The sequence below is a fragment of the Citreicoccus inhibens genome (assembly GCF_019039035.1).
Lineage (GTDB): Bacteria > Myxococcota > Myxococcia > Myxococcales > Myxococcaceae > Citreicoccus > Citreicoccus inhibens.
In genome coordinates this window covers 204614-226895 of record NZ_JAHNZT010000009.1, presented here as the reverse complement: position 1 = coordinate 226895, position 22282 = coordinate 204614, and the positions used below count along the sequence as shown (strand labels likewise).

Annotated in this window: 21 protein-coding genes; 9 read left to right on the top strand and 12 right to left on the bottom strand. The window is 70.4% G+C overall.

What is annotated here, in order from left to right:
- Positions 1-13 precede the first annotated feature (13 nt).
- Positions 14-1813, bottom strand: a complete 1800-nt coding sequence (locus tag KRR26_RS14465; protein ID WP_217080088.1) for a R3H domain-containing nucleic acid-binding protein — start codon at positions 1811-1813, stop codon at positions 14-16.
- A gap of 267 nt (positions 1814-2080) precedes the next feature.
- Here KRR26_RS14465 and KRR26_RS14460 point away from each other — a divergent pair, with 267 nt between their 5' ends.
- From KRR26_RS14460 to KRR26_RS14450, 3 genes are read left to right on the top strand one after another with little or no spacing between them, the layout of a single operon-like run.
- Entirely contained in the window at positions 2081-3784 is a 1704-nt protein-coding gene (locus tag KRR26_RS14460) for a DUF1592 domain-containing protein (RefSeq protein WP_120206335.1), read from the top strand.
- Positions 3781-5121, top strand: a complete 1341-nt coding sequence (locus KRR26_RS14455; RefSeq protein WP_120206336.1) for a DUF1552 domain-containing protein — start codon at positions 3781-3783, stop codon at positions 5119-5121. The genes KRR26_RS14460 and KRR26_RS14455 overlap by 4 nt, the downstream gene beginning before the upstream one ends.
- Positions 5122-5174: 53 nt before the next feature.
- Entirely contained in the window at positions 5175-5747 is a 573-nt protein-coding gene (locus KRR26_RS14450; protein ID WP_120206337.1) for a CAP domain-containing protein, read from the top strand.
- A gap of 9 nt (positions 5748-5756) precedes the next feature.
- Here the strand turns inward: KRR26_RS14450 and KRR26_RS14445 are convergent, their stop codons facing one another.
- Complete coding sequence (locus KRR26_RS14445; RefSeq protein WP_217080087.1) at positions 5757-5987, bottom strand: hypothetical protein; 231 nt, start codon at positions 5985-5987, stop codon at positions 5757-5759.
- A gap of 135 nt (positions 5988-6122) precedes the next feature.
- Here KRR26_RS14445 and KRR26_RS14440 point away from each other — a divergent pair, with 135 nt between their 5' ends.
- On the top strand, positions 6123-6725 hold the full coding sequence (locus KRR26_RS14440) for a CAP domain-containing protein (protein WP_120206339.1): 603 nt from the start codon (positions 6123-6125) through the stop codon (positions 6723-6725).
- A gap of 67 nt (positions 6726-6792) precedes the next feature.
- Here the strand turns inward: KRR26_RS14440 and KRR26_RS14435 are convergent, their stop codons facing one another.
- The 6 genes from KRR26_RS14435 to KRR26_RS14410 form a co-directional block, all read right to left on the bottom strand.
- Positions 6793-7641: a dienelactone hydrolase family protein gene (locus tag KRR26_RS14435; protein WP_120206340.1), complete on the bottom strand. Its 849-nt coding sequence runs from the start codon at positions 7639-7641 to the stop codon at positions 6793-6795.
- Positions 7642-7743: 102 nt separating this feature from the next.
- On the bottom strand, positions 7744-8574 hold the full coding sequence (locus KRR26_RS14430; RefSeq protein ID WP_120206341.1) for an FKBP-type peptidyl-prolyl cis-trans isomerase: 831 nt from the start codon (positions 8572-8574) through the stop codon (positions 7744-7746).
- 145 nt (positions 8575-8719) lie between these two features.
- Positions 8720-8983 (bottom strand): GlsB/YeaQ/YmgE family stress response membrane protein, encoded by a 264-nt coding sequence (locus KRR26_RS14425; RefSeq protein WP_120206342.1) that lies wholly within the window; start codon positions 8981-8983, stop codon positions 8720-8722.
- Between the two features lie 93 nt (positions 8984-9076).
- Positions 9077-10660: a sensor histidine kinase gene (locus tag KRR26_RS14420; RefSeq protein WP_217080086.1), complete on the bottom strand. Its 1584-nt coding sequence runs from the start codon at positions 10658-10660 to the stop codon at positions 9077-9079.
- Entirely contained in the window at positions 10657-11337 is a 681-nt protein-coding gene (locus KRR26_RS14415) for a response regulator transcription factor (RefSeq protein WP_328707130.1), read from the bottom strand. The genes KRR26_RS14420 and KRR26_RS14415 overlap by 4 nt, the downstream gene beginning before the upstream one ends.
- 96 nt (positions 11338-11433) lie before the next feature.
- Positions 11434-12879, bottom strand: coding sequence for an MATE family efflux transporter (locus tag KRR26_RS14410; protein WP_217080084.1), 1446 nt, complete (start codon positions 12877-12879; stop codon positions 11434-11436).
- 227 nt (positions 12880-13106) lie between these two features.
- Here KRR26_RS14410 and KRR26_RS14405 point away from each other — a divergent pair, with 227 nt between their 5' ends.
- The 3 genes from KRR26_RS14405 to KRR26_RS14395 all read left to right on the top strand — a co-directional run bounded on the left by KRR26_RS14405 (position 13107) and on the right by KRR26_RS14395 (position 16175).
- The gene (locus KRR26_RS14405) at positions 13107-14162 is read left to right on the top strand and encodes a DapH/DapD/GlmU-related protein (RefSeq protein ID WP_120206349.1); all 1056 of its coding nucleotides are present in this window, start codon (positions 13107-13109) and stop codon (positions 14160-14162) included.
- 37 nt (positions 14163-14199) lie between these two features.
- The gene (locus tag KRR26_RS14400) at positions 14200-15255 is read left to right on the top strand and encodes a DUF2169 family type VI secretion system accessory protein (RefSeq protein ID WP_120206350.1); all 1056 of its coding nucleotides are present in this window, start codon (positions 14200-14202) and stop codon (positions 15253-15255) included.
- Between the two features lie 101 nt (positions 15256-15356).
- Positions 15357-16175 (top strand): Imm49 family immunity protein, encoded by an 819-nt coding sequence (locus tag KRR26_RS14395; RefSeq protein ID WP_217080083.1) that lies wholly within the window; start codon positions 15357-15359, stop codon positions 16173-16175.
- A gap of 13 nt (positions 16176-16188) precedes the next feature.
- Here KRR26_RS14395 and KRR26_RS14390 read toward each other — a convergent pair whose 3' ends face one another.
- The 3 genes from KRR26_RS14390 to KRR26_RS14380 all read right to left on the bottom strand — a co-directional run bounded on the left by KRR26_RS14390 (position 16189) and on the right by KRR26_RS14380 (position 18309).
- Positions 16189-16590, bottom strand: a complete 402-nt coding sequence (locus KRR26_RS14390) for a hypothetical protein (protein WP_120206352.1) — start codon at positions 16588-16590, stop codon at positions 16189-16191.
- 106 nt (positions 16591-16696) lie between these two features.
- Positions 16697-17197 (bottom strand): CinA family protein, encoded by a 501-nt coding sequence (locus KRR26_RS14385; RefSeq protein WP_217080082.1) that lies wholly within the window; start codon positions 17195-17197, stop codon positions 16697-16699.
- On the bottom strand, positions 17194-18309 hold the full coding sequence (locus tag KRR26_RS14380) for a GRAS family protein (protein WP_217080081.1): 1116 nt from the start codon (positions 18307-18309) through the stop codon (positions 17194-17196). The genes KRR26_RS14385 and KRR26_RS14380 overlap by 4 nt, the downstream gene beginning before the upstream one ends.
- 263 nt (positions 18310-18572) lie before the next feature.
- Here KRR26_RS14380 and KRR26_RS14375 point away from each other — a divergent pair, with 263 nt between their 5' ends.
- Entirely contained in the window at positions 18573-19859 is a 1287-nt protein-coding gene (locus tag KRR26_RS14375) for a hypothetical protein (protein ID WP_217080080.1), read from the top strand.
- Between the two features lie 99 nt (positions 19860-19958).
- A complete protein-coding gene (locus KRR26_RS14370; RefSeq protein ID WP_217080079.1) occupies positions 19959-21227 on the top strand; it encodes a hypothetical protein in 1269 nt (422 codons plus the stop codon).
- A 21-nt stretch (positions 21228-21248) separates the two neighbouring features.
- Here KRR26_RS14370 and KRR26_RS14365 read toward each other — a convergent pair whose 3' ends face one another.
- A complete protein-coding gene (locus tag KRR26_RS14365; protein ID WP_217080078.1) occupies positions 21249-22274 on the bottom strand; it encodes a DUF2169 family type VI secretion system accessory protein in 1026 nt (341 codons plus the stop codon).
- Positions 22275-22282 lie beyond the last annotated feature (8 nt).

Below are 22282 nucleotides of genomic sequence, written 5' to 3'. Positions count from 1 at the left end.
CGCGCCGGAGCCATCAGGGCTCGGCGGGGTCGAGCGGCGCGGCTGAGTCGTCATCGCCGGGGTCTCGCAGGCGGGCGGCTTCGGCTTCGAGCTCCGCGCCCACCGGATACAGGGTGAGGTGTCTCGCGGGTTCGCTGCCGTGGCTCACGGTCTCCAGCGGATAGCGCGCCACCAGTCGATGCTGAAGCTTGCGCACCCGAGAGGACCGCGGCGCGAGCGCCACCACGACCCCTTCGCGCAGCACCCGCTGGATGGCTTGCTCCGCCTCCGCCACGGCCTCGCGCACCTCTTCGGAGTCCACGCCTTCCAGAATCATGAAGACGTCGCGCAGCGCCCGGCGCAGCTCGGCGGTGCTGTCGCGGCGCACCTCCGCCACGCGCGCGCCCGTCAGCGCCACGATCCGCCGCATGCGGGGGTCATTCGCCTTCGCGCGCAAGGACACCACGAGGTCCGCCGACTCCAATCGGCTCACCAGCTTCACGTCCACTGGCAGCTCGCGCAGCACGCGCTGGAGCACGTCCCGGCTCACGCCGTGGGGATGGATGCGGGTGGGTTCGCCTTGCGCGTTCACCACGCCCGTCGCCCGAACGGCCTCTGCGCGATTGAAGCGCGCCGGAGGGGCCTCCGCTCCTCCCGCCGACTGTCGCACGAACTGGGGTCCTCGCGTGACCCCAGGCCATGGGCTCACAGTCGCTGGAACATCCGCGGGTGCAACGACCTCCGCGGGTGACGCCACTTCGGCGCGCTCCACGGGCGCGGTGCGCCGCATCGGTTCGGCAAGACCCGGAGCACTCCCGCTCGCCAGGTGCTCCTGGGTCGGCGTGAACGAAGGCTCCGCTCCGTGACGTCGCGGCTCACCGCCCACGGGCCTCCCGGACAGGAGTCGGTCCACCGCGTCCGCCGTGTCCCGATGCACGCGCACCTCGTCGCGGCTCACCATCTCCACCACGATGTCGAACGTGGGCGGCGCCTTGCGCTCACTGACGGTCTTCTGCGTGTTGCGCCGGCGCGCCTCGTCGTCGCTCAACGTCACCGAGTGCACGCCCCCCACCAGGTCCGACAGCGTGGGGTTCAACACCAGGTTCTCCAGCGTGTTTCCATGCGCCGTCGCCACCAGCTGCACCCCGCGCTCCGCGATGGTCCGTGCCGCGCTCGCCTCCGCCGACGTCCCAATCTCGTCCACGATGATGACCTCGGGCATGTGGTTCTCCACCGCCTCGATCATCACGTCGTGCTGGCGATCCGGCCGCGACACCTGCATCCGCCGCGCGGTCCCAATGCCCGGATGCGGCACATCCCCATCGCCCCCAATCTCGTTGGAGGTGTCCACCACCATCACCCGCTTGCGCAGGTCATCCGCGAGCACGCGCGCCACCTCGCGCAGCTTCGTCGTCTTGCCCACGCCCGGCCGCCCCAACAGCAACAGGTTGCGGCCCGAGGCGATGAGGTCGCGCAGCATGTCGATGGTGCCGTACACCGCCCGCCCCACCCGCAGCGTCAGGCCCACCACGCGGCCTCGGCGGTTGCGGATACCCGACACTCGGTGAAGCGTGCGCTCGACGCCCGCGCGGTTGTCCTCCCCCAGCGCGCCCACCCGCGCCAGCACCGCCTCCAGCTCCTCCTCGCGCACGGGCTCCTCGCGCAGCCGCGCCGAGCCGTGCACCGTGCGGACCTCGGGCGGACGCCCCAGGTCCAACACCCACTCCAGCACTTCGCCCGAAGCCATCCCCCGAGCCTGGGTGCGCAGCGGCTCCGGCAGCACCTCCACCAACAGCGGGTAGTCGTCAGCGTCGGCGGCGCGTGAATCGGTCATGGCGTCCTCCCTCTACCGGAACGCCCCGGCCCCAGCCATGCCCTCCCGCCGAGGCCACAGGACACGCGCCGCTTCTCCTTCCCTGTCGGAGAACTTCGCTTCCGAACCCACGCTCGCGCAGCACATGCCCCATGGCACCCGCGGGGAGCATTCCTGCCCCGCGGACGCGCTCATCCGTCCGCCAGCCACCACCCCCGGGGTTGGTGAGCGTCTTGCTTGAGCGGAGGTTGGACCCGCGCCTTCGCGGGACGGCAGGGGGAGCGCGACGTGACCTCCACGAATCGTCGACGAAACGCGCTGGCACTGACGGGACTGGCGCTCACGCTGGTGCTCGCCGCATGTCCATCCAACACGCCGCCCAAGGCCCGCGTGCTGCCCGGACCGGACGCGCCCCTCCCGGAGGAACCAGCCCATCCCCCCCCCGTGGACCCCGAGGCCATGTGCCGCAGTGACGCCAGAGACCCGGGCCGGGTCACGCTGCACCGGCTCAACCGTGCCGAATATGACAACACCGTGAGGGACTTGCTGGGTGACACCACGCACCCCGCCCGGGACTTCCCCGCGGACGACCACGGCTTCGGCTTCGACAACAACGCGGACGTGCTCAGCATGTCGCCCCTGCTGATGGAGAAGTACTCCAGCGCGGCGGAGCGTCTGGTGGACGAAGCCTGGACCCGCGGCGACGTGGGCGCGCGCTGCGTGATGGACACCCTGTCGCCCGAGCCCTGCGCGCGCGACATCCTCGCGGCCTTCGCCCACCGCGCGTGGCGGCGCACCGTGGCGGACGCGGAGGTGACGCGCTTGCTGGGCTTCCTCGCGCTGGCGCGCCAGCACGGAGACTCACCCGAGGTCGGCCTGAAGCTGGCGCTGCGCGCCGTGCTCGTGTCGCCCCACTTCCTCTTCCGCGTGGAGAAGGACCCGGCCTCCGCCGCGGGCTCCGAGCACCCCTTGAGCGACGACGAACTGGCGAGCCGCCTGTCCTACTTCCTCTGGAGCAGCATGCCGGATGAAGCGCTGCGCGCCGCGGCGGACGACGGCACGTTGCAGGACCCCGCCGTCCTGGAGCGGCAGGTGCATCGCATGCTCGGTGACGCGAAGGCCCAGGCGCTGGTGGACAACTTCGCGGGCCAGTGGCTCTACACCCGCGCGCTGGACGCCGCCGAGCCCGATACGCGCTACGGCTTCGATGAGCCGCTGCGCGTGGCCATGCACCAGGAGACCACGCTCTTCTTCCGCGAGTTCCTCACCAGCGACCTGACGATGAAGGACCTCCTGGACGCGCCGTTCACCTACGTGAACGACCGACTGGCCGCGCACTACGGCCTGCCTCCCGTGGGCGGAGACGAGCTGAAGCGCATCAGCCTCCGAGACCGGCCCGAGCGCGCGGGCATCCTCGCGCAGGGCTCGCTGCTCACCGTGACGTCCAATCCGGATCGCACCTCGCCCGTGAAGCGCGGCGTCTGGGTCTTGGAGCAGCTGCTGTGCAAGGCGCCACCGCCACCGCCGCCCAACGTGGAGGGCCTGCCGACCACGGTGGACCCGCGCCTCAACATCAAGGCGCGCATGAAGATGCATCGCTCCCAGCCCTCGTGCGCGGGGTGCCACAGCCTGATGGATCCGCTCGGGTTCGGCCTGGAGAACTTCGACCCGGTGGGCCGCTGGCGCCTGAAGGAGGAAGGCGGCGCGCCCGTCGACTCGAGCGGCGAGCTGCCCGACGGGACGACGTTCACCGGCGTGATGCAGATGCGGCAAATCGTGAAGAGCGATCCCGACCTCGCGCCCTGCTTCACCGAGCACCTGATGACGTACGCGCTGGGCCGCGGCACCACGACGAAGGACCAGTGCGCGGTGCGCGACATCGTCAAGCAAGCCGAGGCACGAGGCGGACGCCTCAGCGACTACATCCTCGGCGTCATCCAAAGCAATCACTTCACCCACCGGCGCGCCGAGACGGAGACCCCACGGCCATGAGCAAGAAGTTCACCCTCTCCCGTCGCACGCTGCTGCGCGGTGCCGGCGCGCTGCTGGCGCTCCCGCTCCTCGAGCAGATGCTCCCGCACCGAGCCCGCGCCGATGCCGCGGCCACGCCCGCCGGGGCACCGCGGCGCCTCTTCGTCTTCTACACGGCCTGCGGCATCCACATGCCCCGGTGGACGCCCTCCGCCGTGGGCTCCGACTGGCAGCTGACGCCCACGCTCCAACCCCTGGCGCCCGTGAAGGATGACCTCATCGTCATCAGCGGGCTGGCCAACGCGCCGGGGCGCCCGGACGGAGATGGGCACCACGCCGCGGCGACGTCCGCCTTCCTGAGCTGCGCCAAGGCCTACAAGACCGAGGGCACGGACATCCACTCGGGCATCTCCATGGATCAGGTCGCGGCGAATGCCGTCGGCAAGGCGACGCGCTTCGCCTCGCTGGAGCTGGGCATCGATGCGGGCAAGGGCATCGGCAACTGCGACTCGGGCTATGCGTGCCCTTACGCCAACAACATCGCGTGGGCGGGGCCCGCCACGCCCGTGCCCAAGGAGACGCGGCCCCAGGCCGTGTTCAACCGCCTCTTCGCGGACTTCGACCCCAGCGCCACGCAAGCGCAGGTGGAGAAGCGGCGCGCCTATGGCCTGAGCATCATCGACTTCGTGCGAGAGGACGCGAAGTCACTCCAGGGGCAGCTCGGCGGCACGGACCGCCGCAAGCTGGATGAGTACCTCACGGGCGTGCGCGAGCTGGAGCTGCGCGTCAACGCGCTGGAGTCCCAAGGCCCCTCGTGCTCGCCCGGCGTGGCGCCCGAGGACACCACCGACGTGCGCGTGAAGGCCAAGGCCATGATGGACCTGGTGGTCCTGGCCTTTCAGTGTGACCTCACCCGCATCTGCACGTTCATGCTGGCCAACGCGCGCAGCGACAAGGCCTATCCCTTCCTCGGCCTCACCAGCGGCCACCACACCTACTCGCATCACCAGAACCTCCCCTCCAACTTCGAGGCGCTGGCCACCATCGACCGATGGGAGGTGGAGCAGTACGCCTATCTGGTCCAGCGCTTGAAGGCGGTGCAGGAGTCGGACGCGACGCTGTTGGATCACAGCATGGCGTACTTCTCCAGCGAGATCGCGGACGGCAACTCCCACGAGCACAAGAACCTGCCCATCCTCATCGCTGGCCGCGCGGGGGGCGCCCTCCACACGAACCGGCACCTTCGCTACAGCGGCGACCCCTTGGCCAACCTGTTCATCTCCATGCTCGGCATCCTGGGGGCGCCCGTCTCGCAGTTCGGAGACGGCACCGGCCCCCTGTCGGGGCTGGAGGGCTGAGACGCCGCGAGGGGGCGGCTGCGCGCGTGGGCCCCTCGGCGGATACTGCGACCATGCCTGTGTCCCTCGCTCGCCCCTGGTGCCTCGTGGTCCTCCTGTCTCCTCTGCTCGCGTGTGGCATGGGCGCCAAGGCGCAGCGCCCCGCGCCCGCGCCTCGCCCCGCCGCGACGCGCGAGTTCGAGAAGGAGATGGTGGCCGCGCACAACCAGGCCCGAGCCCGCGCGCGCCCCACGCCCAAGCCCGCGCTGCCCGCGCTCACCTGGTCCGACGACGCCGCGCGCAAGGCCGAGTCCTGGGCGAAGGAGTGCCGCTTCGAGCACAACCCCAACCGGGGCGAGTTCGGCGAGAACCTCGCGGCCGCCACGCCGAACACGTGGACGACGCCGCAGGTGGTGAAGAGCTGGGTGGATGAGTCCGCGGACTTCGACCTGGCGCGCAACGCCTGCACGCGGGGGAAGATGTGCGGTCATTACACGCAGGTGGTGTGGCGAAACACGAAGGCGGTGGGCTGCGCCACGCGGCTGTGCACCAAGAACTCGCCGTTCGGCAAGGACGCGCCCACGTGGCAGCTCTGGGTGTGTGACTACGCGCCGCCCGGCAACTGGGTGGGCGAGCGCCCCTACTGAGCAGGTCGCCTAGCCCTTGAACATCTTGCGGAACAACCGCATGAAGGCGCCCTCCTCCGAGGGCTGCTCCGCGGGGTTCTCCGGGGCGGGCGGGGGCGGCGCGTCCTCCTGCTTCTTGCCCGTCAGCTCGACCTTCAACTTCCGAGCGTCCGGGTCGACGGAGAAGATGCTGAACTCGTCCTCGCCATCCAACGCCCGAGCGAGCTTGTTCGCGCGCGACTCGTAATCCTTGCTGCTCATGGACACCTCCGACCCGCGCGCGAAGCCTAACACGGGGTGTCTGGGGGCCGGCCGGAAGTAGGTCCGGGGTCCAGCAGCCCCCACACCGCACAGGCCCCTGTGCAGGGACGTGTGCGGACGCGGATAATCGCGGCCATGCGCCACCTCCCCCTCCGACACCTGCTGAGCCTGGGCCTCCTCGCGACGTCACTGCTGTCCGGCTGTGACTCGGATACCACGGTGGACCCGCCCGATGATCCTCCCGGCGCGGAGGGCGACGCGGGGACACCCCCGCACGCGGATCCGCAGTTCGTCCAGGACATGCTCACCGCGCACAACGCCGTGCGCGCGGGCGCCACGCCGCAGCCCACGCCCGCGCTGCCCGCGCTCACCTGGGACACGGACGCGGAGACCACGGCCGCCAAGTGGGCCGTGCAGTGCAGGTTCGAGCACAACGCCAACCGCGGCAACTATGGCGAGAACATCGCCGCCGCCACGCCGGACCTGTGGCAGACCGAGGACGTGGTGACGAACTGGGCCTCGGAGGCCAAGGACTACACCCTGGCGACCAACAAGTGCGCCGATGGGAAGACCTGCGGCCACTACACCCAGATTGTCTGGCGCAACACCGCGCGGCTCGGCTGCGCCTCGCAGAAGTGCACGACGAACTCGCCCTTCGGGAGCAAGTTCCCCAACTGGGAGCTCTGGGTGTGTGACTACGCGCCGCCCGGCAACTACGCGGGGCAGCGCCCGTATTGAGCGCGGTGGCGCTCACTGCTTCCCTGAGCGCGGCCGGCGCTCACTGCTTCCCTGAGCGCGGTGGCGCTCACTGCTTCAGCGTGCGTTGGAAGAACAGGGACGTCTCCGCCCAGGCCGCCGACGCCGCTCGCGGGTCGTAGCCCGCGCCGGACGGGTTGGCGAAGGCATGGCCCGCGTCGTACTCCAGGATGCGGCTCTGCACGCCCGCGTCGTCCAGCGCCTTCTCGAAGGCGCGCACGGTGTCCGGCGGGATGGAGGCATCCTTCGTCCCGAAGATGGCGAGCAGCCGCGCGTGGATCCGCGAGAGCTGCTGGGCGTCCGTCACCGGCGTGCCGTAGTACATGACGGCCGCGGTCAGCTCGGGCAGCGACATGGCCGCGGTGAGGGACCAGCCCCCACCGAAGCACCAACCGATGGTGCCCGTGCGAGGCGCCTGGATGCGCGGGTCCTTCTGGAGGAACGACTGCGCCGCCTGGAGCGTGGCCAGCGCGTGCTCGGGGTTCACGGCCTTGAGCAGTGACAGCGCCTCATCCCGCGTGGTGGCCACCTTGCCGCCATACAGGTCCACCGCGAGCGCCGCGTAGCCCTCCGCCGCGAGCCGATCCGCCCAGTGCTGGACGTGCTCGTTCAGGCCCCACCACTCGTGGATGACGATGATGCCCGGCATGGGGCCAGAGACGCCCTCGGGCAGGCTCAGGTAGGCCTTGCTCCCGGCCAGCTCCACCTCCTGCCCCTTGCGCGCGGGCGCCGCGTCCGTGCGCAGCTGGTGCATGGCCTTGAACTGCTCCTCGGAGACCGCGCCCGTGGGGGACGGCGCGTTGGCAACCTCGTGCGGACGGCCCGTCGCGCACGCGCTCCACACCAGCACGACGCCCAACCACGACACGACACGGCTCCAGCGAAGCTTGGCCTGCATGCGGTGCCCTCCGGGATGCGTCTGGAAATGAAAGAGGGCCGGGGGAGGATGACCCTCGCCCGGCCCTCGTGCTGTCACTCTCCCCAGGAGAGGACCGCGTGACTACTTCGTCGGCGTGGCCGTGCCCGCCTTCGGGGCCGGCGGCGCGGACGGCTTGCCCGGGACGGCCGGCTTGGCGCCCGGGACCATGTTGGCGTTCGGAATGGCGCCCGCGGGCGGCTCCGGCGGCTTCACGATCTCGAGCAGCTCGACCTCGAACACCAGCGCGGAACCGCCGGGGATGTTCGGGGGCGCGCCGTTGTCGCCGTAGCCAATGTCAGACGGGCAGACGAGCTGGGCCTTGCCGCCCACCTTCATCTTCTGCACGCCCTCGGTCCAGCACTTGATGACGCCCTGGAGCGGGAACTGCGCGGGCTCGCCGCGCTTGTAGGAGCTGTCGAACTCCTTGCCGTCCGGGAGCGTGCCCTTGTAGTTCACCTTGACGATGTCGGTGGCCACGGGCGACGCGCCAGTGCCAGGCGTCAGCTCCTTGTAGATGAGGCCCGACTCGGTCTTCACCGCGCCGGTCTCCTTGGCCTTCTCCTCCAGGAACTTCGCCGACTTCTCCTTCTCCGCCTTGGCCTTGCGCTGACGGCGCTCACCCGCGAGCGCCTGGAGCTTGGGACCGTAGGTCTCCAGGTCCACCGCCGCGGTCTGGCCCGTCACCTGGGCGGACATGCCCGCCTTGACGAACTCCAGCTCCTCCGGAGACATGTCGAACACGCCAACGCTGCGGCCGATGGACTGGCCGAGGGCGTAGAACGTCTTCTGCTCCTCCGTCTGAGGATTGGTGGCCGCGGCCGTCGAGGTCGCCGCAGTGCCTTCCTTCTTCTGACCCTGAGGCTGGCAGGCCGCCAGACTCAGCATCGTCATCACCAGGTACGTCTTCCGCATGTCGTTGCCTTTCCTTTGGCGTGGCGCAGCGACGATTCCCCCCGCTGCGCGGGCCCGGGGCGCGACTTACTACACTCTGGTGAGACACGCATTCCCCGGCCTGTGGGAGGAGTGTCGTTGGGGAACACCGTCCGGTTCCGAGCGTCTAGCGCCGCCGCCGGCTCCCGAAGGCCACGTGGGCCAGCCAGAGCAACACCACCGCCCCCAGCACGGACCCCAGGAAGCCCGCGGGCTCGGGGTCCCGCCAGTTGTCCCCGTGCCACACCGAGCCCAGGAAGCCCCCCACGAACGCGCCCGCCACGCCCAGCGCCGTGGTGCCCAGACACCCCAGGCTCTGGTCTCCCGGCGTGAGCGCGCGGGCCACCAGCCCCGCGAAGAACCCAAAGACGAGCCAGCCGCACAGTCCCATGACGCGCCTCCGCGAAAGCGCGGAGTCTGGCGGAAAGCCCCCCGCGCCTGGAAGCCGCGTCTCGACGGAAGTGTCGACGTGTCGGAATTGGACCTACCGCCCGGCCACGGTGGGGCCGGCAAGCTCAACCTGGAGCCCCCCGGGCCCGGCGCGCGCCATCTCCATGTGCCAGCCATGGGCGCGAGCGACCTCGGAGGCGATGTGGAGGCCGATTCCCCGTCCCCCCGGCGCGCGGGTGCGGGCCTCGTTGCCCCGGAAGTAGCGCTCGGACAGGCGCGGCAGCTCCTCGTCGGGGATGCCGGGCCCGTCGTCCAGCACCCGCAGCAGGAAGCCCCCGTCGGTGGTGTCGAGCACCACGGCGGCGTGGCCCCCGGGCCGGTTGTGCCTCAGCGCATTGGAGACGAGGTTGCCCACGGCCTGCTCCACCAGGGTGACGTCCGCGTCCACCCAGGTGGCGACCTCGGGGGTCGCGCCTTCGAGCGACAGCCCGCCCTGCGCGGCCACGGGGCGGTGGCGGGCCACGCAGCGGCGGACGACCTCGTTGAGGTCCACCGGGGCGCGGTGCAGCGAGGGCTCTCCGGCCTCCAGCCGCGCGGCGGTCGCGAGGTTCTGCACCAACGAGCCCAGGTAGTGCACCTCGTCCACCGCCGAGGCCACCCGCTCGCGGTCCACCGGAGCCCCCCGCGCCGCGTCCTCGCGCAGCGCCGCGAGGTGTCCCTGCAACACCGTCAACGGGATGTTCACGTCGTGCGTGGTGTTCTCCAAGAAGCCACGCAGGGCGCGCTCGCGGCGGTCGCGCTGGGCCAGGTGCGAGCGAATCTCCCGCGCCGCCTCGTCGAAGGCGCGCGCCAGCTCACTCACCTCGTCGCCGCCGCGCACGTCCACCTCGCCCTCGTAGCCGGAGGACGAGAGCGCGCGGGCGCTGGCGGTCAGGCGTCGGAGCCGACGCACCACGGGGCCGAGCGACAGCAGCAGCGCGAGCATGGTCACCAGCACGGTCAACAGCGTGGGCCCCGCGGGAGGCAGGACGTCTCGCCCTGGCGGCGGTGGGACGCGCTGCGCCAGCACCACCGCGCACGGGCCGGTGCTCCAGGGCATCCGCACCGCCACGCGCTGCACGGTGTCCGTTCCCCAGGACACGGGCCGAGTCGCCGTGCTGCCCGTGGCGGACAGCTCCGCGCCCGTGAGCTCGGGGGCGTCCGGGTTTCGAGAGTGGAGCGAGGCATCGTAGGCGTAGAGCTGGGTCCCGGGCGGCAGGCCCTCCACGAAGACACCGGGCGCGAAGGGGCTCGGTCCCTGCCGCGCGCTCGGCCCGTGTTCCGACGGAGGAGCGCCCGGGTCGGACGCGTCACCTCGCGGCCCTGGCGGCGCGGACGTATCGCTTCGTGACTCCCATGGCATGCCGTGCGGCGGTGGCCCCAGTCGCTCGGACGGGGGCGCTCCGCTCTCGCGGTGGGGCGGGAACCGAAGCGGCGGCGCCATTCGCCCCAGGGTCCAAGTGGTGGGGCGCTCCTCGCAGCTCGCGCGCCCACCTTCCTGCATCCGCGCGAGCACGCTGTCGGACAGGGTCTGCGCGCGCGCGTACTCGGCGGTGAGCCAGTGTCCCCAGGCGATGGCGGCGAGCAGCGGCACCGTCAACGCCAGCGCCGTGACGACGAGCCTCGGCCGCAGCTTCACGCGTCGCTCCCGGGCACCGCGATGCGATAGCCGATGCCCCACACCGTCTCGATGAGCCCCTCGTGGCCCAGCTTCTTGCGCAGCCGCGAGACATGGACGTCCAGCGTGCGCTCCGTGCCCTCGCGCTCGGGGTCCAGCGCATGCTCGACCAACCACCTCCGGCTCACCGCTGAACCCGCGCGCCGGGCGAGCGCCGCCAGCAGCTCGAACTCGACACGCGTCAGCTCCACCGGCACGTCGTCTACTTCCACGGTGCGCGCCACCGGATCCAACTTCACGGGCCCCACGCGCACCTGCTCACCTTCGCGCTGGAGCACCGGGCGCCGCAGCCGCGCGCGCACGCGTTCAATGAGTTCATCGGGCCAGAAGGGCTTGGTGAGGTAGTCATCCGCGCCCAGCCGCAGCGCGCGCACGCGGTCTCCCGCGTCCGCACGAGCGCTGAGGATGAGCACGGGCACGTCCGAGCCGGCCCGCAGGTCCTTCAGCAAGTCCAACCCGTAGGTCCCGGGCAGCATGAGGTCCAGGATGACCAACTCCCAGGGCGCGGGCTCGCCCACGGGCCAACGGCGCCCCTCGCGCCACCACTCGGTCTGGAAGCCAGCGCGGTGCAGGTGCTCCACCACCTGCGCGCCGAGTTGGGCATCGTCCTCCACCACGAGAATGGGTCGGCTGCTCACGAGGGACTCCCGGCCATGGAGACAGTGTGCCCGCCAGGTCCAAAGAAAACCTGAAGCACGCATCCGGGCGAGCCACCCCTCGGCGTGTGGCCCGGGCTACACGACCCGCAGCTTCCAGCGTCCCCGGCGGAAGAGGATGACGCTCGCCGCCGCCATGAAGGCGAAGGACACGGACACGGCGATGAACACGCCCTCCGGCCCCAGCCCCACCGGCCGAGACAGAACCCAGGCGAGCGGCAGCTCCAAGAGCCAGAAGCCAAACACGTTGATGAGCGTGGGCGTCAGGGTGTCTCCCGCGCCGTCAAAGGCCGTGGTGAGCACCATGCCGAACCCCCAGCACAGGAAGAACAGGCTGAAGATTCGGATGGCCATCACGCCCTGCCTCACCACCTCCGCGTCCTGCGAGAAGAAGTGGAGGATCGGCGTGGCGAAGACAAAGAACAGCAACCCCAACGACCCCAGGAACACGGTGTTGTAGCGACCCGCCATCCACACCGCGCGCTCGCCCCGCTCGGGCTGACGCGCGCCCAGGCTCTGCCCCACCAGCGTGGAGGCCGCGTTCGCCAGCCCATACGCCGGGAGCATGGCGAACATCACCAACCGGATGGCGATGGTGTAGCCGGCCAGCGCCGTGCTGCCAAAGCCAGACACGAGGCGGATCAACACCACCCAGCTCGACATGTTGACCAGGTTCTGGAACGCCGCCGCGCCCGACAGCCGCAGCATCGACGTGACGGTGCCCCACTCCAATCGCAGGTGCTCGCGCCGCAGCTTGAGCCGGCCGTCACCGCGCACCAGCCTCCAGAGCTGGTACAGCACGCCCACGCCTCGGCCAATCGTCGTGGCCCACGCCGCACCCACCACGCCCATCGCCGGGAAGGGCCCCAGCCCAAAGATGAGACACGGCGCCAACAGGATGTTCACACCGTTGGCAAGCCACAGCACCCGCATGGCGATGGCCGCGTCGCCGGCGCCTCGGAAGATGGCATTGAAGAGGAAGAGCAGCAGGATGCTCACCACGCCGCCCAGCATCACCTGGGTGTAGGGCACGCCGTGCTCCAGCACCCACGGCGAGGCGCCCAGCGCCTGCATCATCGGGCGCGCGAACGTGACGCCCACCCCCGCCAACACCACCGCCAGCACCACCCCCAACCCCATGGCCTGCACGGCGGTGCGCGCGGCCCGGTCCCAGTTCTTCTCGCCCACCCGCCGCGCCACCATCGCCGTGGCGCCGATGCTCAACCCCATGGCGCCGGCATAGACCAGGGTGAGCAGTGACTCGGTGAGCCCCACCGTCGCCACGGCGTCCGCCCCGAGCCGGCCGACGAAGAAGACGTCGACCACGGCGAACACGGACTCCATCACCATCTCCAGCACCATGGGCACCGCCAGCAGGATGATGGCGCGCTTCAAGGGGAGCTGGGTCAGGTCCAGGTGGGTGCCTCGCAGGGCCTCCCGCACCAGGGCGCCGAAGCCCTCGGGCGCTTGCCTCGGTGAGTTCGCGGGCGCGTCGGTCCCGTTCACCGGGGATGTGTCTTCCATGGGGACTGCCTCCCTGAGCCTTCCTACAGGAAGGCGAAACGGCGTCCAGCGACGAGCGCTTCCCCCGGGGCTGACGCGCGCGCGCCGGGGCCCGAGGAGGGGCCCGCTCGGCAGGCAGGCCAAGGGGTTCCCCGGAGGCGAGGGCTCCCTCAGTCGTCACGTGGACAGAGATACTGCGCCGGGGGGTGGCGCCTCAGTCAGAGCGCCGGGTGTAGCTTGCCTGCACGATGAGCGCCCCACTTCCCGCCCCCGCCCCCTTACCTGCCGCGGGGGGCCACCACCTCACCCTCGCCTCGTCCGCGCGATTGCTCGGCACGGTGCACGTGGGCCCGGGCGCCGTCATCGCGCAGGGGGCCGTGGTGCGCTCGCATGGGGGCGCCGTGCAGCTGGGCGCGGGCTCGTCGCTGCTCGAGAACGCGGTGATGGTGGGCACGCCGGAGCGGCCCGTCACGGTGGGCGAGAAGGTCGTCATCGGGCACCGCAGCCTCGTCATCGGCGCGCGCGTGGGGCACCTGTGCGAAGTGGGTCACGGCTCCGTCCTGCTGCCGGGAGCCTCGCTGGGCGACCGCTGCTTCCTCGGTGAAGGCACGGTCATCCCGCCCGGCATGTCCGTCCCGGACCAGTCCGTGGTGGTGGGCAGGCCCGGCCGCATCATCCGCCGCGCAAACCCCGAGGACCTGCTCCGCGTGGAACGGCAACGAGAGGGAGGCCTGAGCCTCACCTATCAGCCACTCACCGCCTTCTCCGCGCGAGACCGTGTCGAGGATGCACCCATGGGACAGTTGTATGCCTTTCAAGACAAGCACCCCTTCATCCATCCCACCGCCACGCTCTTCTCTTCCGCGGAGGTGATGGGGGACGTCGTCATCGGCGCCGGAGCCATCATCGGCGCGGGCGTGAAGATTCTCGGCGATGCGCACGGGCCGGTGCGGATTGGCGCGCGGGTGCAGATTCTGGAGAACACCGTGCTGCACTTGCTGCCCGACACGATGCTGGCGCTGGAGGACGGCGTCATCGTGGGGCCGGGGTGCATGCTCCACGGCTGCCACATCGGCGCGGGCTCGGTCATCGAGCCGGGCGCCATCCTCTGCGACGGCTCGCGCCTGGGCCGGGGCTGCCACGTGGGCGCGGGCGCGCTGGTGAAGCAGCGCTCCGTCTTCCCGGATGGCGCGCTCCTGGAGGGCTTCCCCGCCACGCAGGTGGGCACGCGCGCCTCGCCGCCCGAGCTGCCCCGTTGGGCGCTGCGCCCCGAGGACCTCCCCGGTCTGCGGCGCATGGGCTGACGCGCGAGGCCGCCACCGCCAGTGCTAGAACCGTGGCATGGGTCATCCCACGGTCGAGAACGAGACGCCCTTCATCTGCGAGTTCATGGGCTGCGCGGACGAAGAGGGCCGGCCGCTCCTGCTGCTGCTCATCAAGGCCACGTACCTGCTGAGCGATGGCCGCCTGATGCTCGCCGCGGAGCAGGAGCCGGTGAAGTGGGCCGGCGAGCCCTGGGGCAAGCCCGGCGAGTCCAGCGACAAGTACGAGCCCGAGTGCGCCTTCTTCAAGCCCGCCACGGACGTGGTGCTCATCGGCCACGGCTACACCCAGCGCAAGGGAGACACCGAGACGCTGGTGGCCTTGCAGGTGGGGCCCGTGAAGAAGGCCCTGCGCGTCGTGGGCGAGCGGACCTGGTTCCGAAGCCTGGGGCGCGTGGGCATGACCCAGCCCCTCCCCTTCGAAAAGCTCCCGCTGACGTGGGAGCGCGCCTTCGGTGGCTGGGACAAGAGCGACGCGGACACGAAGAAGCACGGCTTCGAGCCCCGCAACCCCGTGGGCGTGGGCTTCCGCGCCAGCCCTCGCAACTTCGAGGAGGGGCTGATGCTGCCCAACCTCGAGGACCCCGCGCAGCCCCTGCGCGAGCTCGGCCAGCGCGTGACGCCCATGGGCGTGGGCTTCACCTCGCCACACTGGCAGCCGCGGGCCGCGTTCGCGGGCACGTATGACAAGGCCTGGGAGACCGCGCGCAAGCCCTTGCTGCCCACCGACTTCGACCGCCGCTTCTTCAACGCGGGCGCGCCGGGGCTCGTGGCGCCGGGCTACCTGCGCGGCGACGAGGCCGTCATGCTGGTGAACGTCACCCCGCAGGGGCGGCTCGGCTTCTCCCTCCCCGCACAGCCGACGCCCGTCGTCACGGTGGAGCAGACGGGCGCGGAGGACGCCAGGCCCGATGTCCGCCTGGACACGGTCATCCTGGAGCCGGACGCGAAGCGCGTGGTGCTCATGTGGCGGGCGCATCTGGCTTTGGAGGATGGCTTTCACTCCGTGCGCACGATGCGCATCACGGCCCAGGGGGTCTCCCGCCCTCCGGAGTCACGCGCCGGCGCGGCGTGAAACTGTCCGATAGTGATGGGCGTGTGATTGCCCTTTCGGGCGGGTGAATGGGCAGACCTCCCATTTCGAGGATAATCAGGATTCCTGCCAAGGAGTCACCCATGCCCCTCCCAGCACGCGCGCTCTCACTGGAGCACGAGCGGGTTCGAGATGTCAGGGATTGGCGGTCGGCGGCCACCCCCTTGAATGCCCTGGTCCTCCACCTGCGCTACGAGCTGGACTTGCGCAGCGAGGCCCTGCAAAGCCCCGCCAACGACGCCGCCCACATCCGGCTGCTTCACGAAGTCTCATTGCATGAGCAAATGCTAGCCATCGCCCTGCTGCGCACGGAGACAGACACGCGCGGCTTCTTCGCCCACCTGACACGCTCGGCGGAGGCGCGACGCCAGCTTTTGATGACAGCCCGACAGGGTGGCCGCAACGGGCGCTTCACGGGCACCAGCCACCTACAGCCCTTCTGCGATGCGCTGGCCTCGGGACATGACGCGCTCGCGCGCGAGCTGGCCCGCCTGTCCTCGCGGGTCTGGCTCCAGGAGGAGGAGTACGAGGAGGACTTCCTCTACGCCCACTTCCTCCACCTCCTCGTCCTGGAGGACTTCCACCCCACCGCGGCGCACCAGGCCCTGCTCGACCGCTGGGGGCGCCTGGAGTCCGCGCCCGACGCGCGGCGCGCCGTGTGCCACGCGCTGATGAGTCAGGACGCCGAGGCCTTTGACGCCGCGCTGGAGGCACGCGGCCGAGAGCACGAAGCCCACTGTGACGAGCTGGCCGCCCTGCGCCTGGCCCCCTCCGCCGAGGCGCGGACCTTGCGCCTGGTGTTCGTCGAGGGGCTCGCCCTGCTGCGCCTCGCCACCGCGCGAGGCCTCCCGACCCGGCGCGAGTACCGGCTGATGCCCGCGCTCGCGCGCGTGGGCGGCTGAGCCCGCACGCCGGTCACAGCTCCGACGAGGCGCTCGCGCCTTCTTCGTCGCCGTGCAGGAGCCAATACCGCGCGGCGGACTCCTGCCAGAAGCGACGCAGAATCTTGTCCGTCCCGCTCTCGTGGGCGATGCGGTTGAGCTGGAGCGCCACAATCTGACTCTCCACCAGCTCCGCCACCCGCTTCACCCCGGAGCGGATTCCGTACTCCTGCACGCGGCGAATCATGTCCGCCGCCTCGGGAGACGCGGGCTTGAACGTGCGCACGTCCGCCTTGATCTTGATTTCACGCCCCATGAGCGAGTCGGTCGCCACCTTCAGCTCCAGGACGAACCGCTGCATCTCATCCACCCGCACGTACCCATCGAGAACGAAGTCCACGATGGCGTGCTGACCGTCCACTTCGACCTGAAACATCGCGGCTCTCCTTTCAGTCTGGATTTTACGGTTTTGCAGGCATAACCGACTCAGGATAAAGGAGGAGGTCGTCCACGGATAGGCGGCCGAGGGGAGGTGCGAGCGTTCACGAATCCACGGCGAGCCGCTCCATGAGCAATGTCAGACATCGCGCCGCGGTGGCGCGTCTCACCGCGCGACGGTCTCCCGGGAAGACATGGCGCTCCACCTCGGGCTCGGCGCCGCGGCGCGCGAGGGCGAGGAAGACGAGCCCCACTGGCTTGGCCTCGGTGCCGCCCGTGGGCCCGGCGATGCCAGTCTCCGCGAGCGCCCAGTCCGCCCGCGAGCGCTCCAACACGCCCAGCACCATGCCGCGCGCGGCCTCCGCGCTCACCGAGCCATGCGTCTGGAACAACGCCAGGGACATCCCGAGCTGCTCCACCTTCGACTCGTGCGAGTAGGGAACGAAGCCCCGCTCCACCACCGCGGAGGCGCCGGGCACGTCCGTGAGGTGCGCGGCGATGAGGCCGCCGGTGCACGCCTCGGCCAACGCCAGCCGCGCGCCCACGTCCCGGCAGCGAGCGACCACGCGGCGCGCCAGCGCGTCCAGCTCGGTCTCGTCCGTCATCCCAAGCCTCCTCGCGGCGTGGCGCACAGCACCGCCACCACGGACTCGTCGCGGTAGGTGATGCCCACGACCCCGGGCTCGGGCCGCAGCTTCACCGCGGGGTGCACGCCCTCGGGCCGCAGGCGCTCCAGGCCCTTCATGGGCGCGAAGCCCGCGCGGCGCAGTCGCTCCCACCAGGCCGCCGCTGTCTCATGGCGCTCGCAGCGCTCCGGGTCATCCACGGTCCCCACGATGTCGTCCACCTCCCTCCCGAAGAATCGCTTGATGGCGGCCCGCTCGTCTCGGGGCACCTCCAGCGAATCCAACAGGTGGAAGACGGTCGTGAAGTGTCGCCACGCATTGAAGAAGCGCTCGCGCGGGGGGACGCGGTGGTGGTCCACATTGGGCTCGCACAGCACCACGCCTTGCGGCCCCAGGCCGTGCAGCCGCCGCAGCACCCGGTCTCGGGCCTCACCCGCGCGCGCCGTCGTCTCCGAGATGTGGTGCATCGCGAACGCGGCGTTCACCACCAGCGGTCGCGGCACCGAGCGCAGCTCCGCCCACGTCACGTCCGCCACCGCCTCGACGGGGCGCTCCATCGGCACGAAGCGCACCGAGGCGCCCAGCTCCGCCGCCACCTCGGCCACCGCCGCTCCCGCCTGGACGAGGCTCACCCCGCTCGGCTCCACGCCCACCACGGTCAGCCGGCGCGGCAGGGCACCTTCGCGCGCGAGCAGGCGCAAGAGCGTGCGCATCTGCCGCCCCTGCCCGATGCCCACGTCCAGCAACGTGGCCGAGTCGTGGCCCTTGAGGAAGCCCGCCAGCACCGTATTCGCCACCGCGTCCGCCGCCGACGCCAGCGGCATGTGCGTGACGAGCATGCGGAACAGGTCGATCTGCGCCGTCGCGCCCGTGCTCGCTTCCGGGCGCAGGTAGGGGTTGAACACGCCCTCGCCTCCGACGAGCCGCTTGGACAGCGCCGTGGCAAACAGCACGTAGTGCAGGTCCTCCGGCTCCGCCGCCACATCCAGACGCGTGTACAGCAGCGCGAGGGCCTCGGCCGCCTCCGCCTGACGTCCGGCCAGGATGTGCTCCAGGCCCTGGATGAGCAGCGCGTACTTGGGCGAGCGCATGGAGCGTCCTCCTTCTTCACGCCGACACGCGCGGGCTGGGTCGCGTTTCATCCGGCGTGGAAAAGGGTAGGGACACCACCCCGTAAACCTCCAGTCCGACAGGACTTGGGGGCAGCCCCCCGTGTCGGGGTGCACACGTTCCGAGGGCAGGAGGTGGAAAGGACGTCGGTCCGTGGACGAAAGGGAGGGGCTCGCGGCCCTCTGGACAAGAATCGCGGGGAGCGAGTGACACCGCGAGGCGCCCGCGGTGTTGCAGCGAAATCGTGTCCAGCCCCCGACTGTTCCTGCCCTTCGCCCTGTTGAGCCTCGCCGCTGGCTGCGGGCGCAATCTCGAGGACCCCATCTTCGCCTACGGCCGCGTGCTGAACGCGGATGGCTCTGGCCGCAAGATTGAAGGGCTCTCCGTGGACCGCTCGCCGCACGCTTTCGACTCCACCACGAGCGCGTGGCCGGTGAACTTCACGCCCTTCTCGTCCGTCTCCGCGAACGACGCGGGAGACTTCACGCTGGAAATCGTCAAGGCGGACTCCGACCCCACCCCGGAGACGGTGGACGAGGGGTACCGCTTCCGCATGGCCCTCCCCCTGGACGCCTCGGGCCAGGGCGCCTTCCTGTCCTTCTCCTTCGATGACGACGTGGAGCTGCCGCCTCTCCAGCCCTGGGCGGCGAACCTGGCGGCGACGCCGGGCCCGCGCCTCACCTTCGCGCCCGCGCCCCCCAGCCCCACGCGTCCCATCACCGCCCAGCCGCCGCTCACCTTCGACGACGGCACCAACGGCGGTCAGAAGGTGGAGCCCACCCGCCCGGTGCCCGTCGCGTGGCTGCACAGTGGCGACGCGACGTTCTGGTACCAGTGGGACGTCACTTCTCCTTGGGAGCCCAATCCCTACGTGATGGAGGACTTCGCCGCGCCGGACGCGCAGCTTCGGACCGTGTCCGTGGGCGGGTGGGGCTTCAAGCCGCTGGGCGCCGAGAGCAGCTACGTGAGCTTCCGCATGGAGTGGCGCACGGCGCGGATTCCCATCGTGGCCGGCGCGCTCCGTCCCGTCAGCCGCGGCGCCGCATGCCAGCCCGCGCCCGCGAACGGATGTCCCTGGACGGACGGCAAAGCGGACGTGGTGAGCTTCAATCAATATCCGGGTCGGCTCCCTCATGCCGAGGCGCTCACCCTCTCGCTGACCTCGCCCACGCGGCTGACACGAGCCGTGGTGCGCGCGCTGGATTTCATCCCGGCCTACAAGACCACGGTGCAGGTGCTCCTGGAGGGGAGCGCGGATGGAGAACAGTGGAGCCTCCTCCAGGAGACGCCGGTCACGCCGCTCTCAGAGGACGCGGCCTGGAACACGTTCGCGGGCCTCGCCGACTACAGCGCGAAAGACAGCCCTTACGACCCACCGTTCAATCCCGATGGCGAGCCCACCTATCTGGATGTCCCCCTGAAGGACATCGGGCCGGTGCGCCACGTCCGTCTCACCGTGGTGAAACGGGAGGGGGCCAAGGTCACGATGATTCCCATGACCCGACTGGCGGAACTGTCTCTGTTTGAGTGACGGGTTCGTGTCGCGGGGAGCGAGGGACACCCCGAGGCGGATACGGTGTTGTAGCTCCATCGTGTCCACCCTCCGACTCTGCTGCTGCCCGTCTCCCTGTTGAGCTTCGCCGCTGGCTGCGGGCGCTATCTCGAGGACCCCATCTTCGCCTACGGCCGCGTGCTGAACGCGGATGGCTCGGGCCACCCGGTCGAGGCGCTCGCCGTGGACCGCTCGCAGCACGGCTTCGACTTCTCCACGGGCTCATGGCCGGTGGACTTCAAGCCCTTCTCGTCCATCTCCGCCAACGACGCAGGCGACTTCACGCTGGAAATCCTCAAGGGCGACTCCGACCCCACCCCCGAGACCGTGGGCGAGGGGTACCGCTTCCGCATGGCCCTCCCGCTGGACGCCTCGGGCCAGGGCGCCATCCTGTCCTTCCTCTTCGATGACGACGTGGAGCTGCCGCCCTTGCAGCCCTGGGCCGCGAACCTGGCGGCGACGCCGGGCCCACGCCTCACCTTCGCGCCCGCGCCCCCCAGCCCCACGCGCCCCATCACCGCCCAGCCACCGCTCACCGTCGACGACGGCACCAGCGGGGAAGACACGCTGGAGCCCTCCGTCCCGCGGCCCAGCGTGTGGCTGAGCAGTGGCAGCGCGACGTTCTGGTACCAGTGGGACGTCACCTCTCCCTGGGAGCCCAACCCCTACGTGATGGAGGACTTCGCCGCGCCGGACGCGCAGCTTCGGGCCCTGTCCGTGGGTGGGTGGGGCTTCAAGCCCCTGGGCGCCGAGGGCAGCTACGTGAGCTTCCGCATGGAGTGGCGCACGGGCCGGATTCCGCTCGGGGCTGGCGCGCTCCGTCCCGTCAGCCGAGGCGCCTCGTGTCAGCCCTCCCCTTCGGACGTGTGTCCCTGGACGGACGGAAAGCCAGACGCGGTGGGACTCAATACGACGTCTTCGGATCCAAGGGGGCCATCCCCGACCCAGGAGCTTCGGCTCTCGCTGGCCGCTCCCGCGCGACTGAAGCGGGCCGTGGTGCGCGCGCTGGATTTCCCCCTGCAGCCCCAGGCCACCGCGCGGGTTCGCCTGGAGGGGAGCGCGGATGGAGAGCAGTGGAACCTCCTCCAGGAGGCGCCTGCCGATGCCGTGGAGATTACACGGCACATGACCTGGCGCACCTTCGGGACCATCGCTGACTACAGCGCGAAAGACAGCCCTTACGGCGACCCTCCCTTCAATCCCGAAACCGAGCCCCACTACCTGGATTTTCCCCTGAATGACATTGGGCTCGTGCGTTACGTCCGACTCACCGTGCTGCAACAGAAAGGGACCCAAATCGATACATGGGGCATGAGCCGGCTGGGCGAGCTGTCCCTGTTTGAGTGACGGGAGGGCCTGACCGGCGGCTCACGCGGCCACACCCGCCATCGCCCGAGACTGGAAGCGGACTTCCTCCACCTTCAGGGCGCGCTTGTCACAAACAACCGCGCCGCGCCATGTCAGACATACGCGCCCTTCCGTTGGGGACAGATGAACCGTCTCCAAGAGGAGTCGCGGGTGCTCCGCTCTGCCAGCGATCCGCACCGTGGCGCCCACCGTGCACTGCGGGAGCGTGAAGCGGAGCAATCCCGAGGGCGACAGGTTGAGCAGTTCGACTTGCTCTCCTCCCATCAACCCGTCGTGCGCGCTCAACGCGGGAGGTGATGCGCGAAAGAACTCCGCTCGGAAATCGCGGGGGAGATACGGCGCACGCTGCGTCTGCCATGCGTCATCGTAGGTCCCTGCCAATGACTTGCGTGGCTCCCATGATGGCGAAACAGGCCCCAGTCCGACGGGCGCGGGGGCATCCGCGGTAGAGCGAATCAGTTGGCGAGGATTCTCCAGGTTGGGCAATGCGCGCCCCACCATGTCCGCGCTCCTGCGCTTCCCCCGATAGCCTTGTCCCACGGGGTTGCGCGTTTCGGCATCCATCTGCGCCTGCCCGGCACTGACCGTGCCACCAAAGGCACGCTCCCAGATGAGGGGCATCACGGCGAAGGGCTCAGGGGTCGAGGGGCTCGGTGAAACCCATCCCCCCTTCCACGTCCGATCCCCAAATACCTGGATGACCTGCCGCACGGGGCCGACGCGGACCTGAACCAGACATGAATCCACGGGCCGCCCCTTCGGCGCGTGGGCTTCGCCCTCGACCAAGACATCGGTCCCCGGCCTCAGGAGGTGGGCTTCGCTCGCGGCCTGTAGGCTCGACTGCCCTGGCTCTCCTCGGTACGTGTCCGCCAGGGTGACGGGGGTCTGCTGTTCCGCAACGCTCAGCCGTCCGTCCGTCAGACAGAACGTGGCCTTCAGCACCACGTACACCGTGTCCACGCCCTGCGCGTCGGGAAACAAGAACATGCCGGGCGAGAAGGGCGTTTCGTTCCGCAACTGAAACATGACGACCT